The organism is Cupriavidus sp. WGlv3 (assembly GCF_023952475.1).
Taxonomy (GTDB): Bacteria; Pseudomonadota; Gammaproteobacteria; order Burkholderiales; family Burkholderiaceae; genus Cupriavidus; species Cupriavidus phytorum.
The window spans coordinates 188,494-211,041 of record NZ_JALHRX010000009.1; the positions used below are offsets into that span (position 1 = coordinate 188,494).

At 67.5% G+C, this 22,548-nt stretch carries 20 protein-coding genes; 4 read left to right on the plus strand and 16 right to left on the minus strand.

Annotation, left to right across the window (positions count from 1 at the left end):
• Positions 1 to 31: 31 nt before the first annotated feature.
• From MKD38_RS16890 to MKD38_RS16940, 11 genes are all read right to left on the minus strand, one after another.
• Positions 32 to 400, minus strand: a complete 369-nt coding sequence (locus tag MKD38_RS16890; RefSeq protein WP_252678432.1) for an endonuclease — start codon at positions 398 to 400, stop codon at positions 32 to 34.
• Between the two features lie 102 nt (positions 401 to 502).
• Positions 503 to 6,364, minus strand: coding sequence for an excinuclease ABC subunit UvrA (gene uvrA / locus MKD38_RS16895; RefSeq protein ID WP_252678434.1), 5,862 nt, complete (start codon positions 6,362 to 6,364; stop codon positions 503 to 505).
• Positions 6,365 to 6,524: 160 nt separating this feature from the next.
• Positions 6,525 to 7,556: a LacI family DNA-binding transcriptional regulator gene (locus MKD38_RS16900; RefSeq protein WP_252678436.1), complete on the minus strand. Its 1,032-nt coding sequence runs from the start codon at positions 7,554 to 7,556 to the stop codon at positions 6,525 to 6,527.
• An 85-nt stretch (positions 7,557 to 7,641) separates the two neighbouring features.
• Positions 7,642 to 8,625, minus strand: coding sequence for a tripartite tricarboxylate transporter substrate binding protein (locus tag MKD38_RS16905; protein WP_252678438.1), 984 nt, complete (start codon positions 8,623 to 8,625; stop codon positions 7,642 to 7,644).
• Between the two features lie 42 nt (positions 8,626 to 8,667).
• Positions 8,668 to 9,762 (minus strand): porin, encoded by a 1,095-nt coding sequence (locus tag MKD38_RS16910; protein ID WP_252678516.1) that lies wholly within the window; start codon positions 9,760 to 9,762, stop codon positions 8,668 to 8,670.
• A gap of 122 nt (positions 9,763 to 9,884) precedes the next feature.
• Positions 9,885 to 10,226 carry a cupin domain-containing protein gene (locus tag MKD38_RS16915; protein ID WP_252678440.1) on the minus strand — a complete coding sequence of 114 codons (342 nt, stop codon included), beginning with the start codon at positions 10,224 to 10,226 and terminating at the stop codon, positions 9,885 to 9,887.
• Positions 10,223 to 11,200, minus strand: a complete 978-nt coding sequence (locus tag MKD38_RS16920) for a quinone oxidoreductase family protein (RefSeq protein ID WP_252678441.1) — start codon at positions 11,198 to 11,200, stop codon at positions 10,223 to 10,225. The genes MKD38_RS16915 and MKD38_RS16920 overlap by 4 nt, the downstream gene beginning before the upstream one ends.
• Positions 11,201 to 11,242: 42 nt before the next feature.
• Positions 11,243 to 12,127, minus strand: coding sequence for a beta-keto acid cleavage family enzyme (locus tag MKD38_RS16925; protein WP_252678442.1), 885 nt, complete (start codon positions 12,125 to 12,127; stop codon positions 11,243 to 11,245).
• A gap of 36 nt (positions 12,128 to 12,163) precedes the next feature.
• Positions 12,164 to 12,913, minus strand: a complete 750-nt coding sequence (locus MKD38_RS16930; protein WP_252678443.1) for an SDR family NAD(P)-dependent oxidoreductase — start codon at positions 12,911 to 12,913, stop codon at positions 12,164 to 12,166.
• A 41-nt stretch (positions 12,914 to 12,954) separates the two neighbouring features.
• Positions 12,955 to 13,893: a dioxygenase family protein gene (locus tag MKD38_RS16935; protein ID WP_252678444.1), complete on the minus strand. Its 939-nt coding sequence runs from the start codon at positions 13,891 to 13,893 to the stop codon at positions 12,955 to 12,957.
• A 203-nt stretch (positions 13,894 to 14,096) separates the two neighbouring features.
• A complete protein-coding gene (locus MKD38_RS16940) occupies positions 14,097 to 15,032 on the minus strand; it encodes a LysR family transcriptional regulator (protein ID WP_252678445.1) in 936 nt (311 codons plus the stop codon).
• A gap of 103 nt (positions 15,033 to 15,135) precedes the next feature.
• Between MKD38_RS16940 and MKD38_RS16945 the strand changes: the two genes are divergently transcribed.
• The gene (locus MKD38_RS16945; RefSeq protein ID WP_252678446.1) at positions 15,136 to 16,074 is read left to right on the plus strand and encodes a 2-hydroxyacid dehydrogenase; all 939 of its coding nucleotides are present in this window, start codon (positions 15,136 to 15,138) and stop codon (positions 16,072 to 16,074) included.
• Between the two features lie 138 nt (positions 16,075 to 16,212).
• A complete protein-coding gene (locus MKD38_RS16950) occupies positions 16,213 to 17,157 on the plus strand; it encodes a Bug family tripartite tricarboxylate transporter substrate binding protein (protein ID WP_371925709.1) in 945 nt (314 codons plus the stop codon).
• A gap of 23 nt (positions 17,158 to 17,180) precedes the next feature.
• Here MKD38_RS16950 and MKD38_RS16955 read toward each other — a convergent pair whose 3' ends face one another.
• The 3 genes from MKD38_RS16955 to ribA all read right to left on the minus strand — a co-directional run bounded on the left by MKD38_RS16955 (position 17,181) and on the right by ribA (position 19,780).
• The gene (locus tag MKD38_RS16955; RefSeq protein WP_252678449.1) at positions 17,181 to 18,551 is read right to left on the minus strand and encodes a serine hydrolase domain-containing protein; all 1,371 of its coding nucleotides are present in this window, start codon (positions 18,549 to 18,551) and stop codon (positions 17,181 to 17,183) included.
• Positions 18,552 to 18,596: 45 nt separating this feature from the next.
• Positions 18,597 to 19,076: a MarR family winged helix-turn-helix transcriptional regulator gene (locus tag MKD38_RS16960; RefSeq protein ID WP_252678451.1), complete on the minus strand. Its 480-nt coding sequence runs from the start codon at positions 19,074 to 19,076 to the stop codon at positions 18,597 to 18,599.
• A 107-nt stretch (positions 19,077 to 19,183) separates the two neighbouring features.
• On the minus strand, positions 19,184 to 19,780 hold the full coding sequence (gene ribA, locus MKD38_RS16965; RefSeq protein WP_115701042.1) for a GTP cyclohydrolase II: 597 nt from the start codon (positions 19,778 to 19,780) through the stop codon (positions 19,184 to 19,186).
• 263 nt (positions 19,781 to 20,043) lie between these two features.
• Between ribA and MKD38_RS16970 the strand changes: the two genes are divergently transcribed.
• Positions 20,044 to 20,574 (plus strand): riboflavin biosynthesis protein RibA, encoded by a 531-nt coding sequence (locus tag MKD38_RS16970; protein WP_252678452.1) that lies wholly within the window; start codon positions 20,044 to 20,046, stop codon positions 20,572 to 20,574.
• A gap of 16 nt (positions 20,575 to 20,590) precedes the next feature.
• On the opposite strand, the gene MKD38_RS16975 is transcribed toward MKD38_RS16970, so the two are convergent.
• Entirely contained in the window at positions 20,591 to 21,061 is a 471-nt protein-coding gene (locus MKD38_RS16975; RefSeq protein ID WP_012356231.1) for an Lrp/AsnC family transcriptional regulator, read from the minus strand.
• 151 nt (positions 21,062 to 21,212) lie between these two features.
• Between MKD38_RS16975 and MKD38_RS16980 the strand changes: the two genes are divergently transcribed.
• The gene (locus MKD38_RS16980; RefSeq protein WP_252678453.1) at positions 21,213 to 21,554 is read left to right on the plus strand and encodes an AsnC family transcriptional regulator; all 342 of its coding nucleotides are present in this window, start codon (positions 21,213 to 21,215) and stop codon (positions 21,552 to 21,554) included.
• Between the two features lie 15 nt (positions 21,555 to 21,569).
• Here MKD38_RS16980 and MKD38_RS16985 read toward each other — a convergent pair whose 3' ends face one another.
• Positions 21,570 to 22,493 carry a LysR family transcriptional regulator gene (locus tag MKD38_RS16985; protein ID WP_252678454.1) on the minus strand — a complete coding sequence of 308 codons (924 nt, stop codon included), beginning with the start codon at positions 22,491 to 22,493 and terminating at the stop codon, positions 21,570 to 21,572.
• Positions 22,494 to 22,548 lie beyond the last annotated feature (55 nt).

The following is a 22,548-nucleotide window of genomic DNA, read 5'->3' on the forward strand; positions in this document are numbered from 1 at the left end:
GGTCTCTAGGAGCGATTGGAAGGCGCGATGCTCAGGCCCCGTCGAGGAACTGGTTGGGCCTGCCGATGCGGCGGCCCAGGTCAGGGCTTTCCCAGCGGGCGCCCTGCGTATACGGGTCCGGCGTGCGCTGCATGGTGGTGCCAGGCATGCCAGGCTGCGCCGGCATGGTCGACGGCTGCGCCTCCGGCGCGGTGGCCGCAGGTGCCGTCGGGGCAAGGTCAGTACGCGTCGGCGCATTGGCGCCCTGCGTGTAAGGATCAAACTTGTCGGTGCTGCGCGCGCCCTGCGAATACGGGTCGTAGGAGCCGCGCGGCGTACCCGGCGTCTGTGCCATGGCGGGGATGGCCGCCGCCGCCACGGCGATGGCAGCGAGCAGTTGGCTGGTGCGAATATGCTTCATGGTTACCTCCGTTGGGGCGCGATGTGCGCGCCAGTAACCATGGGCAAGCGAAAGGCGTGCCCGTACGCCTTTCGCGTCGCCGTGCTCCTGTCCTGACGGGCCTCAGGCGATACTCACCTTGCCCGCCTCGGCGTTGCCCCGCGCCAGCACCGGCACCAGCGCCGCGCCCGTATGGCTGGCGCGGTTGCGCGACAGCGCTTCGGGATCGGCCGCGCCGACGATGGTGCCGCCGCCCGCGCCGCCTTCTGGACCGAGGTCGATGATCCAGTCGGCCTCGGCAATCACGTCGAGGTCATGCTCGATCACCACCACGCTGTGGCCGCCGTCGGTGAGCCGGTGCAGCACGCGGATCAGCCGCGCCACGTCGGCCATGTGCAGGCCCACGGTCGGTTCGTCGAGCACGTACAGCGTATGCGGCGCCTTCTGGCCGCGCCGCGTGATGTCGTCGCGCACCTTGCTCAGCTCGGTCACCAGCTTGATGCGCTGCGCCTCGCCGCCGGACAGCGTCGGCGACGGCTGGCCCAGCGTCAGGTAGCCCAGTCCCACATCCTTCATCAGCTGCAGCGGATGGGCGATGTTCGACATGGCGGAGAAGAACTCCACCGCCTCGTCGATCTCCATGGTCAGCACTTCGCCGATATTCTTGCCGCGCCAGGTCACGGCCAGGGTCTCGGGGTTGAAGCGCTGCCCGTGGCAGACATCGCACGGCACCTTCACGTCCGGCAGGAAGCTCATGCCGATGGTGCGCACGCCCTGCCCTTCGCACGCCGGGCAGCGCCCGTCGCCGGTGTTGAACGAGAAGCGCGAGGCGGTGTAGCCGCGTGCGCGCGCTTCCAGCGTATCGGCGAACAGCCGGCGGATGGTGTCCCACACGCCGATATAGGTCGCCGGGCAGGAGCGCGGGGTCTTGCCGATCGGGGTCTGGTCCACTTCCAGCACGCGGTCGATGGTTTCCCAGCCGGTAATCGCTTCGCAGCCATGCCAGTTGTGCTGGACCTTGAGCGGCTTCCTGGCGCCGGCCTTGCCCGCGCCGTTGTCATCTTTCGCCGCATTGCGCGCGCGCCGGGTCGCCGGCGACGACAACACCGAGCGGCCCACCGCATCGAGCAGGTTGGTCATCAGCACATCGCGCGCCAGCGTCGACTTGCCCGAGCCTGACACCCCCGTGATCGCCACCAGCCGCGACAGCGGCAGGCGCGCGGTCACGTGGCGCAGGTTGTGCAGCGACGCGCCGTGCACCGTCAGCCATTCCGGCGGATCCGCCGGCTTGCCCGCTGCGCCGGGCCTGACCTTGCGCCGCGGCTGCAGCGGATGGACGATCGGGTTGGCCAGGAACTGGCCGGTGGTGGAAGCCGTCGCCGCGGCCAGGTCGGCCACGCCGCCCTGCGCCACCAGCGTGCCACCGCGCTTGCCCGCGCCCGGGCCGATGTCGATGATGTGGTCGGCGCGGCGGATGGTGTCTTCGTCATGCTCCACCACCACCAGCGTGTTGCCCTTGTCGCCCAGCTTGCGCAGCGCGTCCAGCAGGATCTGGTTGTCGCGCGGATGCAGGCCGATGGTGGGCTCGTCCAGCACGTAGCACACGCCCTGCAGGTTGCTGCCGAGCTGCGCCGCCAGGCGGATGCGCTGCGCCTCGCCGCCGGAGAGGCTGGGCGCGGCGCGGTCCAGGCTCAGGTAGCCCAGCCCCACTTCTTCCAGGAACTGCAGGCGGCTGCCGATCTCGCTGACCACGTCGCGCGCGATCTCGGCGTCGCGTCCGGCCAGGCGCAGCCCGTCGATCCAGCGACGGGTCTCCGATACCGTCCATTGCGCCACGTCGACGATCGCGCTTTCATCGAACGTCACCGCGCGCGCCACCGGATTCAGGCGGGTGCCGTGGCAGTCCGGGCACGGCGTGTCGACCACGCCTTCGGGTTCCTGCTCTTCCGACGGCAGGCTCTGCTCGCGGCCGCGGTTGTCGTCGGCCAGCACGGTGTCGTCGAAGGCCGCGCGCTGCTCGCGCGTCAGCGCCAGCCCGGTGCCGACGCAGGTGCCGCACCAGCCGTGCTTGCTGTTGTACGAGAACATGCGCGGGTCCAGTTCCGGATAGCTGGTGCCGCATTGCGGGCAGGCGCGCTTGGTCGAGAACACCTTGACCTCGCCCACGTGCGCGGTGCCGCCGTTGTGCATGGCATGGTCGAGTCCGTCCAGCGGCGCCAGCAGGTGCATCACGCCCTTGCCGGCTTCCAGCGTCTGCGCCAGCAGCGCGCGCAGTTCGGCCTCGTTCTCGGCCGACACCACCAGGTCGCCAACGGGCAGCTCGATGGTGTGCTCGCGGAAGCGGTCCAGCCTTGGCCACGGGTCCACTGGCACGAATTCACCGTCGACGCGCAGGTGGGTATTGCCGCGCGCCTTGGCCCACTTGGCCAGGTCCGTGTAAACGCCTTTGCGGTTCACCACCAGCGGCGCCAGCAGCCCCACATGCTGGCCGCGATGGTCGCGCAGCAGCTGCGCGGCGATCGACTCGGGACTCTGCGAGGTCACCGGCGCGCCGTCATGCACGCAGTGCTGGATGCCCAGCTTGACGTAAAGCAGGCGCAGGAAATGCCAGACCTCGGAGGTGGTCGCCACCGTGCTCTTGCGGCCGCCGCGCGACAGGCGCTGCTCGATCGCCACCGTCGGCGGGATGCCGTAGACCGCATCCACTTCGGGCCGGCCCGCGGGCTGCACGATCGAACGCGCATAGGCGTTGAGCGACTCCAGGTAGCGGCGCTGGCCCTCGTGGAACAGGATGTCGAACGCCAGCGTCGACTTGCCGGAGCCCGACACGCCGGTGACCACATTGAACTTGCCGTGCGGGATGTCGACGTTCAGCGCCTTCAGGTTGTGCTCGTGCGCATTGACGATGCGCACCACGTCCTCGCCTTCCACCTCGCGGCGCGCGCGCCGCGCCTGCAGCGCGGCCTGCAGCGGCACGCCCTCGGTCTCGGCGCGTTCGGCGGCCAGCGTGCCGGCCTCACCGAGCGCCGCGTCATAGTGGATCAGCGCCTGGCCGGTATGCGACTCGGCGCAGCGCTTCACGTCTTCGGGGGTGCCGGCGCAGACCACGCGCCCCCCTGCATCACCGCCCTCGGGACCGAGGTCGATCAGCCAGTCGGCGGCGCGGATCACGTCCAGGTTGTGCTCGATCACGACCAGCGAATGCCCGCCGTCGAGCAGCTTGCCGAAGGCCTGCATCAGCTTGGCGATATCGTCGAAATGCAGGCCCGTGGTGGGCTCGTCGAACATGAACAGCCGGCGCGGCATGGTGCTGGGCCGCGTGCGCGACGGCGTCGCCTGCGCGGCTTCGGCGAGGAAGCCGGCCAGCTTGAGCCGCTGCGCCTCGCCGCCCGACAGCGTCGGCACCGGCTGGCCCAGCTTCATGTATTCGAGCCCGACATCGACGATGGGCTGCAGCACGCGCAGCACAGCCGCATCGCCGGCAAAGCAGGCCGCGGCCTCGCTGACGGTAAGTTCCAGCACGTCGGCGATGCTGAGCAGGCGTGGCAGCTGGCCGGGCGCGGCGCGCTCGATCTTTACCTCGAGCACTTCGGGGCGGTAGCGGGTGCCGTCGCAGTCCGGGCAGCGCAGGTAGACGTCGCTGAGGAACTGCATCTCGACGTGCTCGAAGCCGGAGCCGCCGCAGGTCGGGCAGCGCCCGTCACCGGAGTTGAAGCTGAAGGTGCCGGCGGTATAGCTGCGCTGCAGCGCCAGCGGGGCCCTGGCGAAGAGCTTGCGGATCTCGTCGAAGGCGCCGACATAGCTGGCCGGGTTGGAGCGCGCGGTCTTGCCGATCGGCGACTGGTCGACGAAGACCACGTCGTCGACCAGCTCCGCGCCGGTCAGCTGGCGGAACGCGCCCGGCGACTCGGTGGCCTTGCCGAAATGCCGCGCCATGGCGGGATACAGCACATCCTGCAGCAGCGTGGACTTGCCCGAGCCGGATACCCCGGTCACGCATACCAGCCGCTGCAGCGGGATCTCAACCGTGACGTCCTGCAGGTTGTGCTCGGTCGCGCCCGCCAGCACGATGCGCGGCTGCTTTTCGTCGACGGGGCGGCGCTGCCAGTGCGAGGCGTCGGCCACGCGGCGGCGCCCGCCCAGGTAGTCGCCGGTCAGCGTGCCGGCCTGGCGGATTGCCGCCGGGGTGCCGTCGAAGATGATATTGCCGCCGCGCTCGCCGGGGCCGGGGCCCATGTCGATCAGCCGGTCGGCGGCCAGCATCACCGACGGATCATGCTCGACCACCACCAGCGTATTGCCCGCGTCGCGCAGCCGGTGCATGGCCTCGACGATGCGGTTCAGGTCGCGCGGGTGCAGGCCGATGCTGGGCTCGTCCAGCACAAAGAGCGTGTTGACCAGCGAGGTGCCCAGCGCCGTGGTCAGGTTGATGCGCTGCACCTCGCCGCCGGACAGCGTGCGGCTCTGGCGGTCCAGCGTCAGGTAGCCCAGGCCCACGTCGCACAGGTACTTAAGGCGCGTGCGCACCTCGGCCAGCAGCAGCTTGAGCGCATCGTCCAGCATCGCGCTGGGCAGCGACAGCGCGTCGAAGAAGCGGCGAATCCGTTCGATCGGCAGCAGCATCAGGTCATGCACGGTCAGGCCCGGCAGCGCCTCCAGCCGGGTGCGGTCCCAGTCGACGCCGCGCGGCAGGAAGCGGCGCTGCGGCGCCAGCACGGCGTCGGCATTGTCCTTCGAGCCCAGGCGCCACAGCAGCGACTCGGTCTTCAGGCGCGCGCCGCCGCAGGTCTCGCAGGGCGTGTAGCTGCGGTACTTCGACAGCAGCACGCGGATGTGCATCTTGTAGGCCTTCGACTCCAGGTAGTTGAAGAACCGCATCACGCCGTACCACTGCTTGTTCCACTGCCCGTTCCAGTCCGGCGAGCCATGGACGACCCAATCGCGCTCGGCCTCGGTCAGCTCGGCCCACGGCGTGTCGCGCGGGATGCCGGCCTTGCCGGCATAGCGCATCAGGTCGTCCTGGCATTCCTTCCAGGCCGGCGTCTGCATCGGCTTGATCGCGCCGCCGCGCAGCGTCTTGCGCGCGTCGGGGATCACCAGGCCCAGGTCGACCCCGATCACGCGGCCGAAGCCGCGGCAGGTTTCGCAGGCACCGTAGGCCGAATTGAAGGAAAACAGCGCGGGCTGCGGGTCGGCATAGCGCAGGTCGCTGTCCGGGCTGTGCAGGCCGGTGGAATAGCGCCACACCGGGCCGTCGTCGCCGTCGCTCAGCACGTAGATGTTGACGCGCCCGCCGCCCCGCTTGAGCGAGGCCTCGATGGCCTCGACCACGCGCACTTTCTCGGCATTGCCGATGCGGAAGCGGTCCGCGACCACGTCGAGCAGCTTGCGCGCGCCGGTGGGCGACTGCACCACGCGCTGCGCCTGCACGCGCGTATAGCCGCTGACCGACAGCCATTGCTGGACTTCCTCGTCGGTGGCCGATTCCGGCAGCTCCACCGGGAAGGTCACCACCAGCCGCGCGTCGTGGTGCGGCTGGCCGGCGGCCGTGCGCGCGACCAGATCGGCGTAGATGGTTTCGGGCGAGTCATGCCGCACCGGTTGCGCGGTCTGCTTGTCGAACAACTCCGCCGCGCGCGCGTACAGCAGCTTCAGGTGGTCGTTCAGCTCGGTCATGGTGCCGACCGTCGAACGCGAGCTGCGCACCGGGTTGGTCTGGTCGATGGCAATCGCCGGCGGCACGCCATCGACGCGCTCGACCTGGGGCCGGTCCATCCGGTCCAGGAACTGGCGCGCGTAGGCGCTGAAGGTCTCGACGTAGCGGCGCTGGCCTTCGGCGTAGAGCGTGTCGAACACCAGGCTGGACTTGCCGGAGCCGGACGGCCCCGTGACCACGGTCATCTCGCCGGGACGCAGGTCGAGATCGACATCCTTGAGGTTGTGCTGGCGGGCGCCGCGAATGCGGATTAGCTGCTTGCTCGACACGGTTTCTCTTTCGGATCAGGACGTTATAGGGAGGCCGGGAGAGCCCCGGACCACTGTACATCCATACAGTCTATCAGGTTGGAAAGGAATTCGTATCGAATGGCCTCACTCGCCGGGCTGCCGCGCTTGCGCCGGGCCTGGACCCCGGCCGGGCGGCGTTTCACTCCTTGCGCGGCGCCGCCGTAGAACCCCGCACGATCAGGTGCGGCTGCAATTGCACGGTGACCGGATCCGCGCCCGGCTTGCTGATCTTCCTGAGGAGCAGGCGCGCCGCCTCCTCGCCCATCTCGTGTACGGCGATCCGGATGGTCGTCAGCGGCGGCGTCAGTGCATCGACGAATGGCATGTCGTTGTGACCGATGACCGAGATGTCATCGGGACAACGCAGGCCCTGCTCGCGCAGGTAGTCATAGCAGCCCATCGCGAGCAGGTCATTGGCCGCCGCAATCGCGGTCAGCGCAGGCAACGCGGCCATCAGCTGCTCGCAGGCGACCCGCCCCGCATTGCGCGAATAGCTGGATGCCTCGACCACATGCCAGTCCGCTCGACGCAGGCGATGGCGCCTGACGGCCTGGACAAAGCCCTCGCGGCGCAGGTAGCCGGTCGACAGCGATGCCGGCCCGGCGATATGCCCGATGCGACGATGACCCAGCTCCACCAGGTGATCGACGGTCAGCTGCATGGCCCGCACGCTGTCGCTCACCACCGAGGACACGCTGCCCGATCCTTCGCCGCGGTTGACCATCACCACGGGGACATGCCGTGCCAGGCAGTACTCCAGCACCGGATCTTCCCGTTCCGCGGTGGCCAGCACCAGCCCTTCGACCTGCCGCCCGAGCAGCTGGTCGATCACAAAGCGCTGCCGGCGCTTGTCGCTTCCCGCATTGACCACGATCGGTACATAGCTTTGCTGCGCGAGCACGGCCTCGATCCCGGCCAGGATCGGCGGGAACACCGGGTTGGCGATATCGGGCAGCACGACACCGATCAGCCCGGAGCGCTGCGTGCGCAGGCCGGCGGCAATGCGGTTGGGAGAAAAGCCGTGCGCCTCGGCAACGGCCAGCACGCGCGCCGCCACGTCCTCTGCCACGAGATGCCGGGTCGCCGGGTTCATTACCCGCGACACGGTCGAGTAATGCACGTCGATCTCGGCAGCCAGGTCTTTGAGGGTCAGGCGCTTGCGCTCGGGCATGGAGGGTGATGGCGGGGAAGGATGGGAGTTCGCCATTTTAAGCCAGCACGCAAGCCGTGCCGCGGCGCCCCGCCCGCGCCCGGCGCTACTGCCCCGCAAGCGCCCCGGATTGACGGATGACCGGCGCAAGCTTGCCAATCTCTGCCTGGATATACGACGCGAATTCCTGCGGTGACGAGCGCTTCGGCTCTGCCCCCTGCGCTGCCAGCCGTTCGCGCACGTCCGGCGCGGCCAGGGCCTTGCCGATTTCGGCGTTCAGGGTATCGACGATCTCTTTCGGCGTGCCGGCCGGCGCCAGGATGCCAAACCACGAGTCGAAGGCATAGCCCGGCAAGCCGGACTCCGCCACGGTCGGAATATCGGGCAGCGAACTGCTGCGTCTGGCCGTCGTGACCGCCAGCGCGCGCAGCTTGCCCTGCCGCACGAACGGCATGGCCGACACCGTCGGGGCGAACATCATGTCGCCGCGGCCGGCCATGACGTCGGTCAGCGCCTCCCCCGTGCCCTTGTACGGGATATGGACGATGTCGATGCCGGCCTGCATCCGGAACATCTCGCCACTGAGATGCGTGGAGCTGCCGGAGCCGGCCGAATCGAAATTCAGCATCCCTGGGGCCGCCCTGGCAGCCGCTACCAGGTCGCGCACCGACTTGTACTTGCTGCCGGCGTTGACCACCAGCACGTTCGGCACCGTCGCCACCAGCGAGACTGGCGCGAAATCCTTGACCGTGTCGTAGGCCAGCCTGGGATACAGCGTGGCGTTGATCGCATGGCCCACCGACACCAGGATCAGCGTGTAGCCGTCCGGCGCCGCCTTGGCGACCCCGGTCGCACCGAGCGTGCCGCCGGCGCCGGGGCGATTGTCGACGATCACCTGGTAGGTACCGCCTTCGCCCATCTTGGTGCCGATGATGCGCGCCAGGATGTCGGTGGCGCTGCCCGCGGAAAACGGCACCACCAGGCGGATTGGCTTGCTGGGATACTGCGCCTGGGCCATCGCGGCGGGCGCGGCAGCAAGCAGCAATGACGAGGTCAGCGCCACCACGGCGCCTCGGATGGATCGAATCATGGTCTGTCTCCTCACTACCGGATCGGGTCGAAGCGGCGCGCCTTAGAAGAAATGGCGCATGCCCAGGGCAAAGGTCTGTGGGTCGGCGCCGGCGCTGACGCCGAGTTCATTGATGGCAAAGTCGTAGATCGCATTGCGCTTGTTGTTGATGCGGCTGTAGTAGGCGTACAGCGCGGTGCGTTTGGACAATGGGTAGTCGTAGCCCACCGTCACCTGCGTGGCGCCCGTCTCCGCGCCGCTGCGGAAAAAGCCCACCGTTTCCGTGGCGTTGCCTGCGCCATTGCCGGCCAGCGCGACCCCCAGGCGCACGCTGCCAGGGCCCAGCTTCTGCACCAGCGAAGCGTAGTAGCCGTTACGCGTCAGGTCGCCGGTGGCGGTGCGGTAGTGCAGCCGCTCATAGACCAGCGCGACGGTGGTGCTGGAAAACTTGTAGGACACGCCCGCCTTGATCGCATCGTCGTTGCGGCCCGCAGTCTGGTAGTGCTGGTGCAGTTCGTATGCCAGCACCACGTTGAGCGGACCGTTGTCATAGGCGGCGGAGAAGGAGTACAGCCCAGGATTGCGCGGCACGCTGGTCTTCTCTTCGTTGACACCCCAGGCAGCGGCGCCGCTGAATCCCGCCAGCGAGGGCGTCTTGTAGACAATGATGTTCTTCTGGCGGCGGTCGAAGGCGCTGGTGTCCTGCACGTTGTCCGTGCTCGACGCCGACCCGTTGCCCATCAGCGCCATGTATCCGGCGGTGGTGGGGTAATACGGGTCGTAGCCCGCGGTCGCCTCGGTATAGGGCGTCTGCCAGTGGCCCATGAACAGGGTCCCCGCCTTGCCCTGCAGGCCGATGCGCGAATTGCGGCCAGCGATCTGGCCCTGGCCGTTATCCAGTGACAGATTGCTCTCGATTTGCCAGATGGCCTTCAGGCTGCCGCCCAGTCCTTCTTCTCCGCGCATGCCGAAGACAGAGCGGTTGTTGGTCAGGCGGCCAGTGCCGCCGAGATGCGTGCCGTCGGTGGCCGTGCTGGCCCGCGCATATTCGAGTGCCGTGTTAAGACGCCCGTACAGGGTCACGGTGGACTGCGCGCCTGCCTGCCCGGCCCAGCCGGCCGCGGCACTGGCGGCCAGCAGCCAGGCGCGTGCGCGCATGGGGGCGATTGTCATGGGTGTCTCCCTTTCCTTGTTGTGGTTGTGGTGGTTGTCGTGGTTGTCGTCGCACTGTGCCGGCGAACCCCAGGCACTGCAATCGTTTGCAGAGCAACGTCAAAAAATCAGGTTGTCGGGAACGGCATCGCCAGCAGCAGCATGGCGGGCCGATTGCCCGGATTCGACACCTGTCGCGCTTCCCCGGGCGCGAGCCGGACCGAATCGAACTGCCCCAGCAGCACGGTTTGTTCCGACGTGCGGATGCAGACTTCGCCTTCCAGCACGACGTAGTGCTTTTCCACCGCCGAGGCATCGAGCGCGGTATGCCCGCCCGGCAGCAGCACCGAGACGCCGAGCCACAGCGACGCCGCGGGGCCCGCTTCATGGCCTTGCAGGCGCAGGCAATGCATGCCCTCATGATTCGCCGGAAAGTACGCCGGCGCCTGGGCGAACCGGGTGACGTTCATGGCTTGAGCACCACGCGTTCCGCCGCGCCCTCCAGCACGGCACGGTAGGCCTCCCTGGCCTGCGCCAGGGAGTAGGTGTAATCGGGCAGCACCGGGAAGGGCCGCAGCTTGCCGCTTGCGAACATCGGCGCCAGTTGGTCCAGGATCCCGGCGCAGGCGCAGCTGTCGAGCGCCAGCGTGTCCACGCCCACATAGGTATGCTGGCCGCGATAGAAGGCGAAGATATCGAACGGCACCGGCTTCTCGATGGTCGAGATGAAGATCTGCGTGGCGCCGATCGCCATGCTGCGGTTGGCCTGCTCGAAGTACGGACTGCCGACGGTGTTGTAGACGATGTCCGCGCCGTGCCCGCCGGATTCTTCGCGCACGACCTCGGCAATCGGCTCGCGGCTGGCATCTATCATGCGGACCGCGCCACTCGCATGGCCGCGGTAAGGCTGGGCCGTGCGTTCCACGGCAAAGACACGCGCGCCCAGCGCCGTGGCGATCTGGATGGTGGCCTGCCCGACCTTGCCATTGCCGCCGCACACCAGCACGGTGCTGCCGGGCTGCGGCATGCCCGCGCGGCGCAGTCCTTCATAGGCCGTGATGAACGGCACGCCCACCGCGCCCGCTTCCAGCAGCGATACCGATTCTGGCTTGGCGCGCACCGCGGCCGCGTCGATGCGCAGGTACTTGCCATGTGTGCCGTCGCGGCGAATGCCCAGTTCGCCGCCGCTGCCCCACACCTGCAGCCCCAGCAGTTGCGACGGGCCATCGACCACCAGGCCGGCATAATCGCGGCCGGGCGTGCGCGGCCAGACCGCGTGCGGCATCAGGCCCAGCGTCGCTTTCACGTCGCTGGGGTTGACCCCGGCACTAGCAACTTCGATGATGCACTGATCAGCCGCCGCTTGCGGACGCGGCATGCCTTGCAGTTCCAGCTGCAGGGTCTCGATATCGTTGGCTTTCTGCTTGACTCGGATAGCGTTCATGATGGTTTCAGTTAGGTTGAAATGTGGCGTGCGGCAGTTGCTTCACGCCTCGCGCAGGCCAAGCGTGCGGCGTGCCTGCGCCGGGGAGGCAAGCTCGCCGCCGAGCGAGCGGACAATGTCGCGCGCCTTGGCGACCAGCGCGGCGTTGTCGGGTGCGAGCACGCCTTTCTCCAGGTAGATGTTGTCTTCCAGACCGACGCGCACATGGCCGCCGGCGAGCCACGCCTGGGCGACGATGGGAAACTCCGCGCGGCCAATGCCAAAGGCGGACCAGTGCGCACCGGCCGGCAGCATGTTGCGGGCGTAGAGCATCGTTTCCGGCGTGGGGGCAAAGCCATACTTGACACCCAGCACGAAGGTCCAGAGCCCGGGGCCGTCCAGCACCCCTTCGCGGATGAAATCGAGGGCCATGTTGAGGTCGCCCGAATCGAAGATCTCCAGTTCCGGCATCACGCCGGCGGCACGGATGATGCCTGCCATCTTGCGCACGTTGGCGGGCGTATTGATGACCACGTCGGCACCGGAATTCATCGTGTTCAGGTCGAGCGAGCATACGTCGGGCCGCAACGCCGCAATGTGTTCGACGCGCTTCGACGGGTGCAGCAGCGTTGTCCCCGGCGCGGCCACGCGCGGCTCGTGTTCGCTCGGCACGAAGCGCCCGCCCGGGCCGGTGGTGAGGTTGATGATCAGCGCGCGGTTGCGCTTGCGGATGCGGTCCATGACGTCGGCGTAATAGTCGAGCGACATCGATGGGCGCCCGGTCTCCGGGTCGCGTACATGGATATGGGCGGCGGCGGCGCCAGCTTCGGCGGCCTCCAGCGCGGCATCCGCGATCTGTGCCGGCGTGACCGGCAGGCCGGGGTGCTGTTCAGGCGTGACGATGTTGCCGGTCACCGCGCAGGTGATGATGGTCTTGCGTGCATGCATGGCGTTCAGGGGTTACGTGGTTGGCGTGGTTTCGGCCTAGCCCAGCTGGCGACCGCCATCGACCACGATGGTGGTGCCGGTGGCGAAGCGCAGCGAGGTGGCACAGGCGGCGATGGCATCGGCCACGTCTTGCGCCTGGCCGATGCGGCGCAGCGGCGTGGTCCGGGCGGCGCGCTCGTTGAAGCTGTCATCGCGTCCCGGCACGAATCCGGTGTCGACCACGCCCGGGGAGACATTGAGCACGCGGATCGCCGGCGCCAGCGCGCGTCCCAGCGACATCGCCATGACGTCGAGGCCGGCCTTGGCCGCGCAGTAGGCCACGTTGCTGCCCTGCCCGGTGCGGCCCGCGATCGAGCCGACATTGACCACCAGCCCGTCGCCGTTGGCACGCAGCAGCGGCGCGAAGGCGCGGATCGCCGCGAACTGGCCGCGCCAGTTGATGGCGAACAGCTCGTCGATCAGGGCGTCGTCCAGCGCGTCGAGGTCTGCATGCGGAATGGCCCGCGTAAAGCCCGCGCTGTTCACCAGGATATCCACGCGCCCGTAGTGGTGGCTGGTTTGGTCGGCCAGCTTCCGCAGCGATGCGCTGTCACCGATCTCGGCCACCGCGGCCAGATGGTTGCCGGCCGGCAGCACGGCAGCGGCGCTGGCGGTCTTGTCGGGATCGCGGCCCGCCAGCACGATGCTGGCGCCCAGGCGCGCCAGCGTCTCGCCGGCCGCAAGGCCAATGCCACCGCTGCCGCCGAGGATCACGGCTACCTTGCCGGAAAGAGAAGATGCGCTCATGGTTTCGATGTGGGTAGTCAGGGATGATGCGAACGCCGCGCTCAATCGATGGGCGGCTTGGGAAAAGTCTGCTCGCCCGGCTCGAGCGCGAAATCGAACGCGAGCGTAAAGAACGGCGCCGGCAAGTCGCCCCACGGGCTGTACCCGTGGTCGTGCCGCTGCAGCTGGCCGACGAGTTGCCGGTGCACGCCAAAGGTGACATCGGATGCGAGCTGGGCCGGTTCGTCGGCGAATACCTGCGTCACCAGCGTGCGGTAGCCCGGCGCCGCGACGATGAAATGGATATGCGCCGGCCGGTACGGATGGCGCCGCTGCGCGGCGAGCAAGGTGCCCACCGGCCCGTCGGTCGGCACCGGATAGCCTGCCGGGCGCACGGAGCGGAAATGGTAGTGGCCGCCTTCATCGGCATGGAAGCAGCCGCGCAGGTTGCGGTCGGGCTGGGTCGGATCCTGGTTGTCGTACAGGCCCACCGGTGAGGCCTGCCAGACTTCGACCAGCGCGCCCGGCAGCGGCGTGCCGTCGGTGGCGCGCACGGTGCCGCTGACGAACAGCGGCAGCCCGGGCGGATTGTCCTGCACCACACAGTCGCCGCACGCATAGCGCGGCGCGTTGGCGCGGTAGAACGGGCCCAGCAGTGCCCCGGGCGTGCGTCCGTGCCGCGTGCCGTTGTTGATCACCGTGACCAGAGTCGACAGCCCGAGCACGTCAGCGGCCAGCACGACTTCGTTGTGCGTGGCATGCGTGGCCTGGCCCAGTCGGGCCACGAACTCCAGCGCAAACTCGAATTCCGCATCAGTCAGGCGCGCCTCCCGCAAGAAGGCATGCAGGTGCCTGACCATCGCACCCATGACGAAGCGCAGGCGCGGCTCGGACGTTTGCGCCATGGCGGCCTCGACGATGCGGGTGACTGAATGCTCGTCGTCGACCAGTGCGAGCGGGTCGCCCGGTGATGGCTGCGCGGGTTCTACGTAAGTTTTCATCTGCCCTCCATTGCAAACGTTTGCAGTGGTTGGATTATCGTCACCAGCAAGATCCAGTCAAGGCGGATTTCGCTGCGCAGTCCCGGCGGAATGGCAGGTCTGAGGCAGTTAGCGCAATAAATTCAAGACGCTACGGCGCAGAGGTGGGACAAACCCGTAGGCCTAGCAAAGTGCAGCGATGGCAGCCCGTGTGTGACCGGCTGCTAGCCGTCTTGAGGAACGGCAGCGTGACCAGGCAGTTCGGCCCGCCGTTCCAGGTACGCGGCCGCAAAGTCGGCGAAAACTCGACATGCCGGGTTATGCGTCGGCTCTCGCCAGATCAGATGCAATTCGGCCCGCACGTCGTCGCGCCAGATCGGGCGGAACAGCACGTGCGGAAAATGAAGGTGGCGAGCCGACGCTGGCACCAGCGCCACGCCCAGGCCGGCGCGGACCAGCGCGATCACGCTGTGGGTCTGGCTCATCTGCTGGACCACACGCGGCGGCCTGGACGTGCCCGCCAGCACCGCACCGATGAGGTCGTGAAAATACTTGCCCTCGGTAGCGGAGTACTGGATAAACGGCAAACCCGCCAGATCCTTGCGTCCGATTTGCGCGCGCTGCGCCAGTGTGTGCCCCGCCGGCATTGCCAGTTGCAGCGGCTCGCTGACTGCCAGGCGCCATTGCAGCCCCGGGCCCATGTCTGTGATCGGCCGCATGAAGCCAAGATCGATGATGCCCGCCTGTAGCGCACCGACCTGCGCGACCGTCACCATTTCGTGCAGGGTCGCCTCGATTTCCGGTAGCGCCTCGCCGGCGTTGGCGATGAGATTCGGCACCAGATCGTAGCCCGCCACCGCGGTAAAGCCGATCCGCACCTTGCCGCTGACACCTTTGTCGATCCGGCGTGCCGTGTCGACCGCGTGTCCCGCCAGCGCGAGCAGGCGCCGGGCGTCATCGAGCAGCGCGGCGCCGGCGGCGGTAAGCCGCACCGCACGGCTATTGCGGTCGAACAGCCGCACGCCAAGCGATTCTTCCAGCAGCCGGATCTGCCGGCTCAGCGGCGATTGGGTCATGAACAGCCTGGCGGCTGCTCGGCCGAAATGCAGCTCTTCGCCCACGGCGATGAAGCAGCGCAACTGATTGAGATCGGGAACCATAGATCATGCCAACTATTGGATTGATCGTTGCAAATTATAGCTTAGACATGCATTGATCGCGTTCCTATACTCCGGCCATTCGCAACCGACTTCATGCCTGCCAGTGAAACGCGCCATTCTCCTGACACAACCGGTCGTACCCAGCCTTGAAAGCAGGCTGCAGGCCGACTACGAGATTCACCGCCTGTATGGCACCACCACGCCTGACGCGTTGCTCGACGAACTCGGCCCGCGCATCGAGGCAGTCGTCACCGGCGGCTCGCTCGGATTCAAGGCGGCCGCGATGCGCCGCTTGCCGTCCCTGAAGATCGTGGCGGTGTCTGGCGTCGGCACCGACGCGGTGGACCTGCCCTATGCACGCGAGCGCGGCATCCATGTGACCACGACACCCAACGTCCTGACGGCTGACGTCGCGGACCAGGCGCTCTGCCTGCTGATCGCGGTGTACCGGCGCCTGACGCAGGCCGAGCGCTATGTGCGCGCCGGCCAGTGGGGCAAGGCCCCGCTACCGCTTGCCCACCGCTTCAGCGGCAAACGCGTCGGCATCGTCGGTCTCGGCCGTGTGGGCCGGGCGATTGCCGTGCGCGCGGCGGCGTTCGACTGCCCGGTGTCGTACACCGACCTGCGCGCCTTCACCGAAGTCCCTTACACCTTCATGCCAGACATCGCCACGCTCGCGGCCAACTGCGACGCCCTGGTCCTGGCCGCGTCCGCGGATGGCGCGAAGCCAGTAGTCGATGCCGCCGTGCTGGACGCGCTCGGGAAGAATGGCGTCCTTGTCAATGTGGCGCGAGGCAGGCTGGTGGACGAGCCCGAACTGGTGCGTGCGCTGGCATCGGGTCGCATCGCCGGCGCCGGGCTGGATGTCTTCGCCGATGAACCCGCCGTGCCCGCCGCCCTCTTGCAGATGGATAACGTCGTCATCCAACCCCATCGCGCCAGCGCCACCTGGGAAACCCGCGATGCGATGGGCGAGATCGTGCTGGTCAATCTCCGGGCCGCTCTGGCCGGCCAGAGACCGCCTGACACAGTGCTGGCATAGGCCCTGCCTTTCCTGCGGACCATCGCTTCATCGAACCGGCGCCAGCCAAGAGCGCCACGAAAACTTCCGGAGACACTCGTGCCATACCATGTTCTGTCAGGCCGTTCCCTTTCACTGCCCGCGCTGGGCTTGCTGGCCGTGGCGGCTGTGGTTGCAGTCGCACCCCGCACAGCGGACGCCGGCGCTTATCCCGAGCGGCCGGTCACTATCGTCGTGCCCTTTCCCCCGGGCGGCGGCACCGACACCGGCGCACGGCTGATCGCCGAGCGCCTGGCCGAACTGTGGGGCCACGCCGTTGTCATCGAAAACAAGCCAGGCGCTGCCGGCCAGATCGGCAGCACTTTCGTGGCGCGGGCGAAGCCGGATGGCTACACCCTGCTGATGGGCAATATCGGTACGCATTCGATCAACCCGTCGCTGTACAAGACGGTGTCCTACAACGCGGTCAAGGACTTCGCGCCGGTGTCACTGGTGGCCGAACTGCCACTGGTCATGGTGACCGCCAGCGCCAACGCCGCCAACACTGTGCCGCTGGCCATCGCGGCGAGCAAGCGCGAGCCGGGCAAGGTCACCTACGGCAGCTCCGGTAGCGGCAGCTCGATGCACCTTGCCGGCGCCGTCTTTGCCCGCCAGGCCGGCGTCGACATGCTGCACGTGGCCTACAAGGGGGGCGGCCCGGCCGTGGCGGACGTGATGGCGGGACACGTGAACTACGCGTTTGCCACGCTTTACGAAACGATGGGCCTGATCAAGGGCGGCAAGCTCAAGCCCGTGGCCGTTACCAGCGGCAAGCGCGCGCCGCTCATGCCCGACGTCCCGACCGTGGCGGAAGCCGGGCTCGCGGGCTACGAGTCGATCTCCTGGATAGGCATGTTGGCCCCCGCCGGCACGCCGCCAGCCATCGTCGGCAAGATTGCACAGGACGTGCGAACCGCATTGGCCGATCCGAAGGTAAAGCAGACGCTTGTCGATCAGGGCGCGGTGCCGTCAGGCAGCACGCCGGAGGCGTTCGCATCCGTGATTGCACGGGACACTACCCGGTATGCCAAGGTCATCCGCGAGCAGAGCATCAAGGCGGAATGATCGCGGCCGCCCCATGCGCAGGGCTACCGCGACAACGCGTCTGCCACCGCCCTGAAGGCCCGGAACGTGATCGCGTTGTTGGCCGCATTGCCGGCCACCGGGTGCGAGGCGTAGCGCACGATGGTCAGTTCGGCCTGTGGGTCGATGTAGATGCGCTGGCCGTGGATGCCCGCAGCCTGGAACATGCCGTGGCTGTCGTGCGAGACCCACCACATGTCGCGATAGCTCCAACCCGGCAACACCGTCGCGCTGCCGGACCTGGCAAACAGCTCGCGGCTGCCGCCGCGGCGGATATCGGCCACCACCGATGCCGGGATGATCTGCTTGCCGTTAAAGCGCCCGTTGTCGCGGATGGTCTCGCCAAAGCGCGCGAGGTCGCGCAGGGTGGTGTTCAGCCCGCCGCCGCCGGATTCGGTGCCGATACTGTCGACGGTGAAATACGCGTCCTGCTCGGCGCCCATCGGCTGCCAGATCCGCTCGGACAGCAGCTTCGCCAGCGACTGGCCCGAGACGCGCCGCACGATCCACGCCAGCAACTCGGCATTGACGGTCTTGTAGGCGAACGCGGCATCGTGGCTGCCCTCCTTCTGCAGCGTCTTCAGGAAGTCATAGAACGTGCCGGGGCCGTTGTAGTTGGCCGGGCGCGCCAGCATGCCGCCGGCGCGCGCGTAGTCCCAGACCTCGGCCTTGGGATCGGCATAGTCCTCGGAGTAGCGCACGCCGATGGTCATGTCCATCACCTGCCGCACCGTGGCATCGCCATACGCGGTACCGGCCATCTCCGGCAGGTAGCGCGTCACCGGCGCGGCCGGGTCGAGCTTGCCTTCTGCCGCCAGCATGGCGGCGAGCGTGCCGACGAACGACTTGGTCACCGACATCGCGATATGCGGCGTATGGCTGTCGAGCGCGCCGAAATAGCGCTCGTAGATGACCTTGCCCTGGTGCATCACCAGGATGCCGTCGGTATAGGTCAGCGCCAGCATCTCGTCGAAGGTGCGGCGCGTACCGTCGGCATCGGTGAACGGGATCGCGCCGATGGCCTGCTCCGCGCGCGGCAGCGTGCTTGCCGGGCCGGGTCCGCGCCATACCGATGCAGTCGGCCCCAGTTCGCGCACATGTGAAAACAGCCAGCGGTTGCGCGGAAACCGGTTGCCCCCCGGCACATGGGTGATCAGCTTGTCCGGCGGCGGCGGAAAGCCCTGCATCCAGCCCATCAGGTTCGGATCGGTGGCCAGCGCTGCCGCCACCGTCGTCGCCGGTGCGGCGGCCGGAGGCGCTACGCTGGGCGCACTGGTGGCGGGCTGGCTCCACGCCGGCAGGCTCGCCGCAAACAGGGCCACGCCAGCCAGGCGGCGCCATGACCGCTGGGATTTCCGATGGGGTTTCAACGACATGCTGTCTCCTTGCATTATTTTTGATCGGGGGTCGCTGCCCTCGCCTCAGTCCGCCAGTGCCTGCGTGCCCTGCTGATGTGCGATCAGGGCGTTGGTGAGCTTGTCGATGCAGCGATCCAGCGTCTTGACTTCAGCCTCGGTCAGCACCGACAGGAACATCTTCTCCAGCATGTCGCCGCGCTGGTAGGTTTGCGCCACCAGGGCTTCGCCGGCCGGCGTCAGGTAGAGGTTCAGCTGCCGGGCATCGGCTTCGCCCACTTCCCGGCGCAGCAAGCCGCGCCGGGACAGCGCGGTGACCAGCTTCGATGTCACCGTTTTTTCCAGCAGCACCAGTTCCATCAAGCGCGTCAGCGTCAACCCCGGTTCCAGCCCGGCGAAACGCAGCACACGCAGTTCGCGCAAGCCGATGCCGAATTCCCGCTCGTAGAAGCCGGAGGCAGAATTCTTGGTCATTTCGCAGAGCCGGTTCAGGCGGAACGACATGAATTCGAGGATGGAGTGGGTCGAGCGGGTTGCGTTGGACATGTGGACGGTAAGTGGGGCGGCCAATGGATTCTATTTTCAATAGTTTCCATTGGCAACTATATGAGCCAATAAATGCCCCTGCCGGGGCAACACGCGCGCAAACGCGTTCAGTCGAGCAAATGCCCCATCCGCGTGCGCTTGGTCGCCAGGTATTTCTCGTTTTCGGCGTTGGACGGGACGATGTGGCGCAGTTGCTCCGAGACCGTGATGCCTGCTTTCTCGAGCGCGGAGGCCTTCAGCGGGTTGTTGCTCATCAGGCGCACGGACTTGACCCCCCACTGGTGCAGCAGGTCGGCGGCAAAGGCGTAGTTGCGCGCGTCGATGGCCTGGCCCAGGGCCAGGTTGGCGTCGACGGTGTCGAGGCCGCCGTCTTGCAGGCGGTAGGCGCGGATTTTTTCCGCCAGGCCAATGCCGCGCCCTTCGTGGCCGCGCAGGTACAGCAGGATGCCGCGGCCCTCGGCGGCGATCTTTTCCATGGCGAGTTCGAGTTGCGGCCCGCAATCGCAGCGGCACGAGCCGAACACGTCACCCGTCAGGCATTCGGAATGCATGCGGATCAGCACGTTGTCGCCCGCCACATCGCCCACGCTGAGGGCAAGGTGCTCGATGCCTGAATCGGCGCCCTTGAAGGCGTGCGCCGTGAAGTCGCCGAATCGCGTCGGCAGGCGCGCCGAGTCGATCAGCTCAATTTCTGTGTCGTTCATACCGGAATTCTTGGTCAAAAGGCGAGGGCGCAGCCCGGCACCGCCGACATTATGAGCGGAATCGGGCGTTCGCGCTGGAATTCCCCCGCCGGGCCTGGTTGCGGGGGTGGTCGGCCAATTCCTACAAGCGCAAGCGCCGTCGACTTATGCACCCGCTTCAAACGGGTCCCTAGACTCGGTATACAGGACATGGGTCGTCCCCGGCGGGCACGGAAACAATGCGCAGCTCCCGCCTCGTGGCACGGCCGCAGCAGGAGTTCGCCATGACAGCCAATCCGTTGAATGCCGAGGCCGCCGGCACCAAGCTCGCAGCATTGTTCGACACCAAGCTCGCGGCCAGCGGCGCCGCCGAGCGCGTTTGCTACGAGGCGCACCTGAAGCGGGGGCAGGTGCGGCTGGTGCACCCGTACGAGATCCATTTCGGCCGCAAGCTCGAGCCCGAAAACGACGGCATCGTCCACACCGCGGTGCGCTCGCACCTGATCATGGCGGCGTTGGGCGCCATTGTCGGCCTCGCCGTGGTCGGCATCCTGCACCGGCAGGCAGTCGACGCGGTGCTGCAGAGCCCGGGCCTGGCGGCCGGCGCGGCGATTTTCCTCGGGGTGATGTTCGGCATGCTGCTGGCGGGCCTGATGACCGCGCGGCCGGACCACCAGCTGGTGATCACGCCGGTGCGCGAGGCCGTGCAGCATGGCCGCTGGGCGGTGCTGGTACACCCGACCACGCCACAACAATGCAACGAGGCCCTGCGCGCCCTGCGCAACACCACCAGCGAAGTGCTCAGGACCGCTTAATCACGGCACGACCGAATCACGGCTCGACTGAGGTCTCGCGCTTGAGCGTGCGCAGCACGAAGGTCGAGCGGCTGTGGCGCAGGCCGGGCAGCTTGTAGAGCTTGTGCCGCAGGAATTCCTCATAGCCCTGCGTGCCGGCCACCGCCACCTTGATCAGGTAGTCGTATTCGCCGGTCAGCAGGTAGGCCTCCATCACCTCCGGCAGTTCCGCCAGGGCCTTGCCGAAGCGGTACAGCATGTCGTCGTCGTGCCGCTCCAGCGTGACTTCGATCAGCACGGTGTCGGGCAAGCCCAGCGCCTTCTGGTTCAGCAGCGCGGCGTAGCCTTCGATGACACCGCTTTCTTCCAGCGCGCGCACGCGGTTCCAGCAGGGCGTGGCTGACAGGCCCACCTGCTCCGCGAGGCGCGCATTGGACAGGCGGCCGTCGCGCCGCAGCTCGCGCAGGATGCGGCGGTCGGTGTCATCCAGTTTGGGGGACTGTGCCATCAAACACCTTAGGAAAAGAATAGTCTTCTTTTTATTTTATCAAAACACGTCAGTTATCCTGATATTTTTGCGAATATGGAGAAAATAGAAAGCCAATTCTTCGGCTCGACTGGTAAATTTACCTGCATAGATCGACTGCCGGAAACCACACATGCCAGCCACCCGCCCTGTCCCCACCCTGCGCCTGTCGCTGCGTCTCGCCCCTGCCGACCTGTTCGGCGCCATGGAATGGGTGCTGGCCAACGCGCGCCGTACCGGGCTGGCGCCACAGCAGCTGAGCTTTGATGCCGCCCCGAAGGCCGTGATGCATGCCACGCTGACGGCAGACGATGCGGGCCTGCTGTGGCTGTTCCTGCGCCGCCTCGATAATGGCTTCGACGTGGAATTGCTGGTGGCGGACGTGGAGGATCCCGACGATGACATCGTGGCGGAACCGGCGCCGCGCGCCGCCACTCGCCGCGACCGCCCCGCCGAACTGATGTTGACGGCTTGAATCGATCGGGCGCCGCTACGCCGCCGGCGCCAGCAGCTCGATGCCGTCGAGTTGCGCCGCGCAGGTATCGCGCACGATCGCGACAAAATCCGCCACGTAGGGCCGCCGCGCCATCGCCGCCGGCACGGTCGCGTAGAGTTCGCTCCACAGACCCTTCACGCCGATGCGCTTGGCCAGCACGTAGTCATGGTCGACGTAGTTCTTGACGCCCCAGTTGGGCAGCGCCGCCACGCCGCGGCGGCTCGCCACCAGTTGCAGCACCGCCACCGTCAGTTCGGCGGTGCGCCGCTCCAGGTGGATGCCGGCGGGTTCCAGCACCTCGCGGATCAGGTCGATGCGTGACTCGGGCACCGGGTAGGTGATCAGGGTTTCGCCGGCAAGATCCGCGGCTTCGATGCGGCGCTTGTTGCGCAGGCGGTGTTCGTTGGCGATCACCGCCAGGATTTCAAAGCGGAACAGCGGCGCCACCTCCAGCCCGCGCCGCGCGGCCGGCTGCGAGCCGATCACCATGTCCGCGCGGCCGTTGCGCAGCAGCGCGATCGGATCGGCATGGAAGCCCGCGACCAGGTCCACTTCCACTTCGGGCCAGCGCCGGCGGAACTCGTCCATCACCGGCATCAGCCAGTCAAAGCACGTATGGCATTCCAGCACCACGCGCAGCTCGCCGCGGGTGTCGCCCTTGAGCCGTTCGATATCGCGCTCCGCCGCGCTGACCGCGGCCAGCACCTCGCGCGCCAGCGCCAGCAGGCGCTCGCCCGCTGGCGTAAAGCGCAGGCCCTGGCGCGTGCGGTCGAACAGCGGCAAGCCGTAGTGCGATTCGATCGCCTTGATCTGGTGCGACAGCGCTGACTGGCTGACATGCACGCGCTCGGCCGCGGTGGCCAGCTTGCCGGACTCGGCAATGGCAACCAGCGAACGCAAATGGCGGACCTCGATCATGCACGGCTCCCACGTTGCCGCTTTTTCGTATTGATATGAAATCGATTCATATATT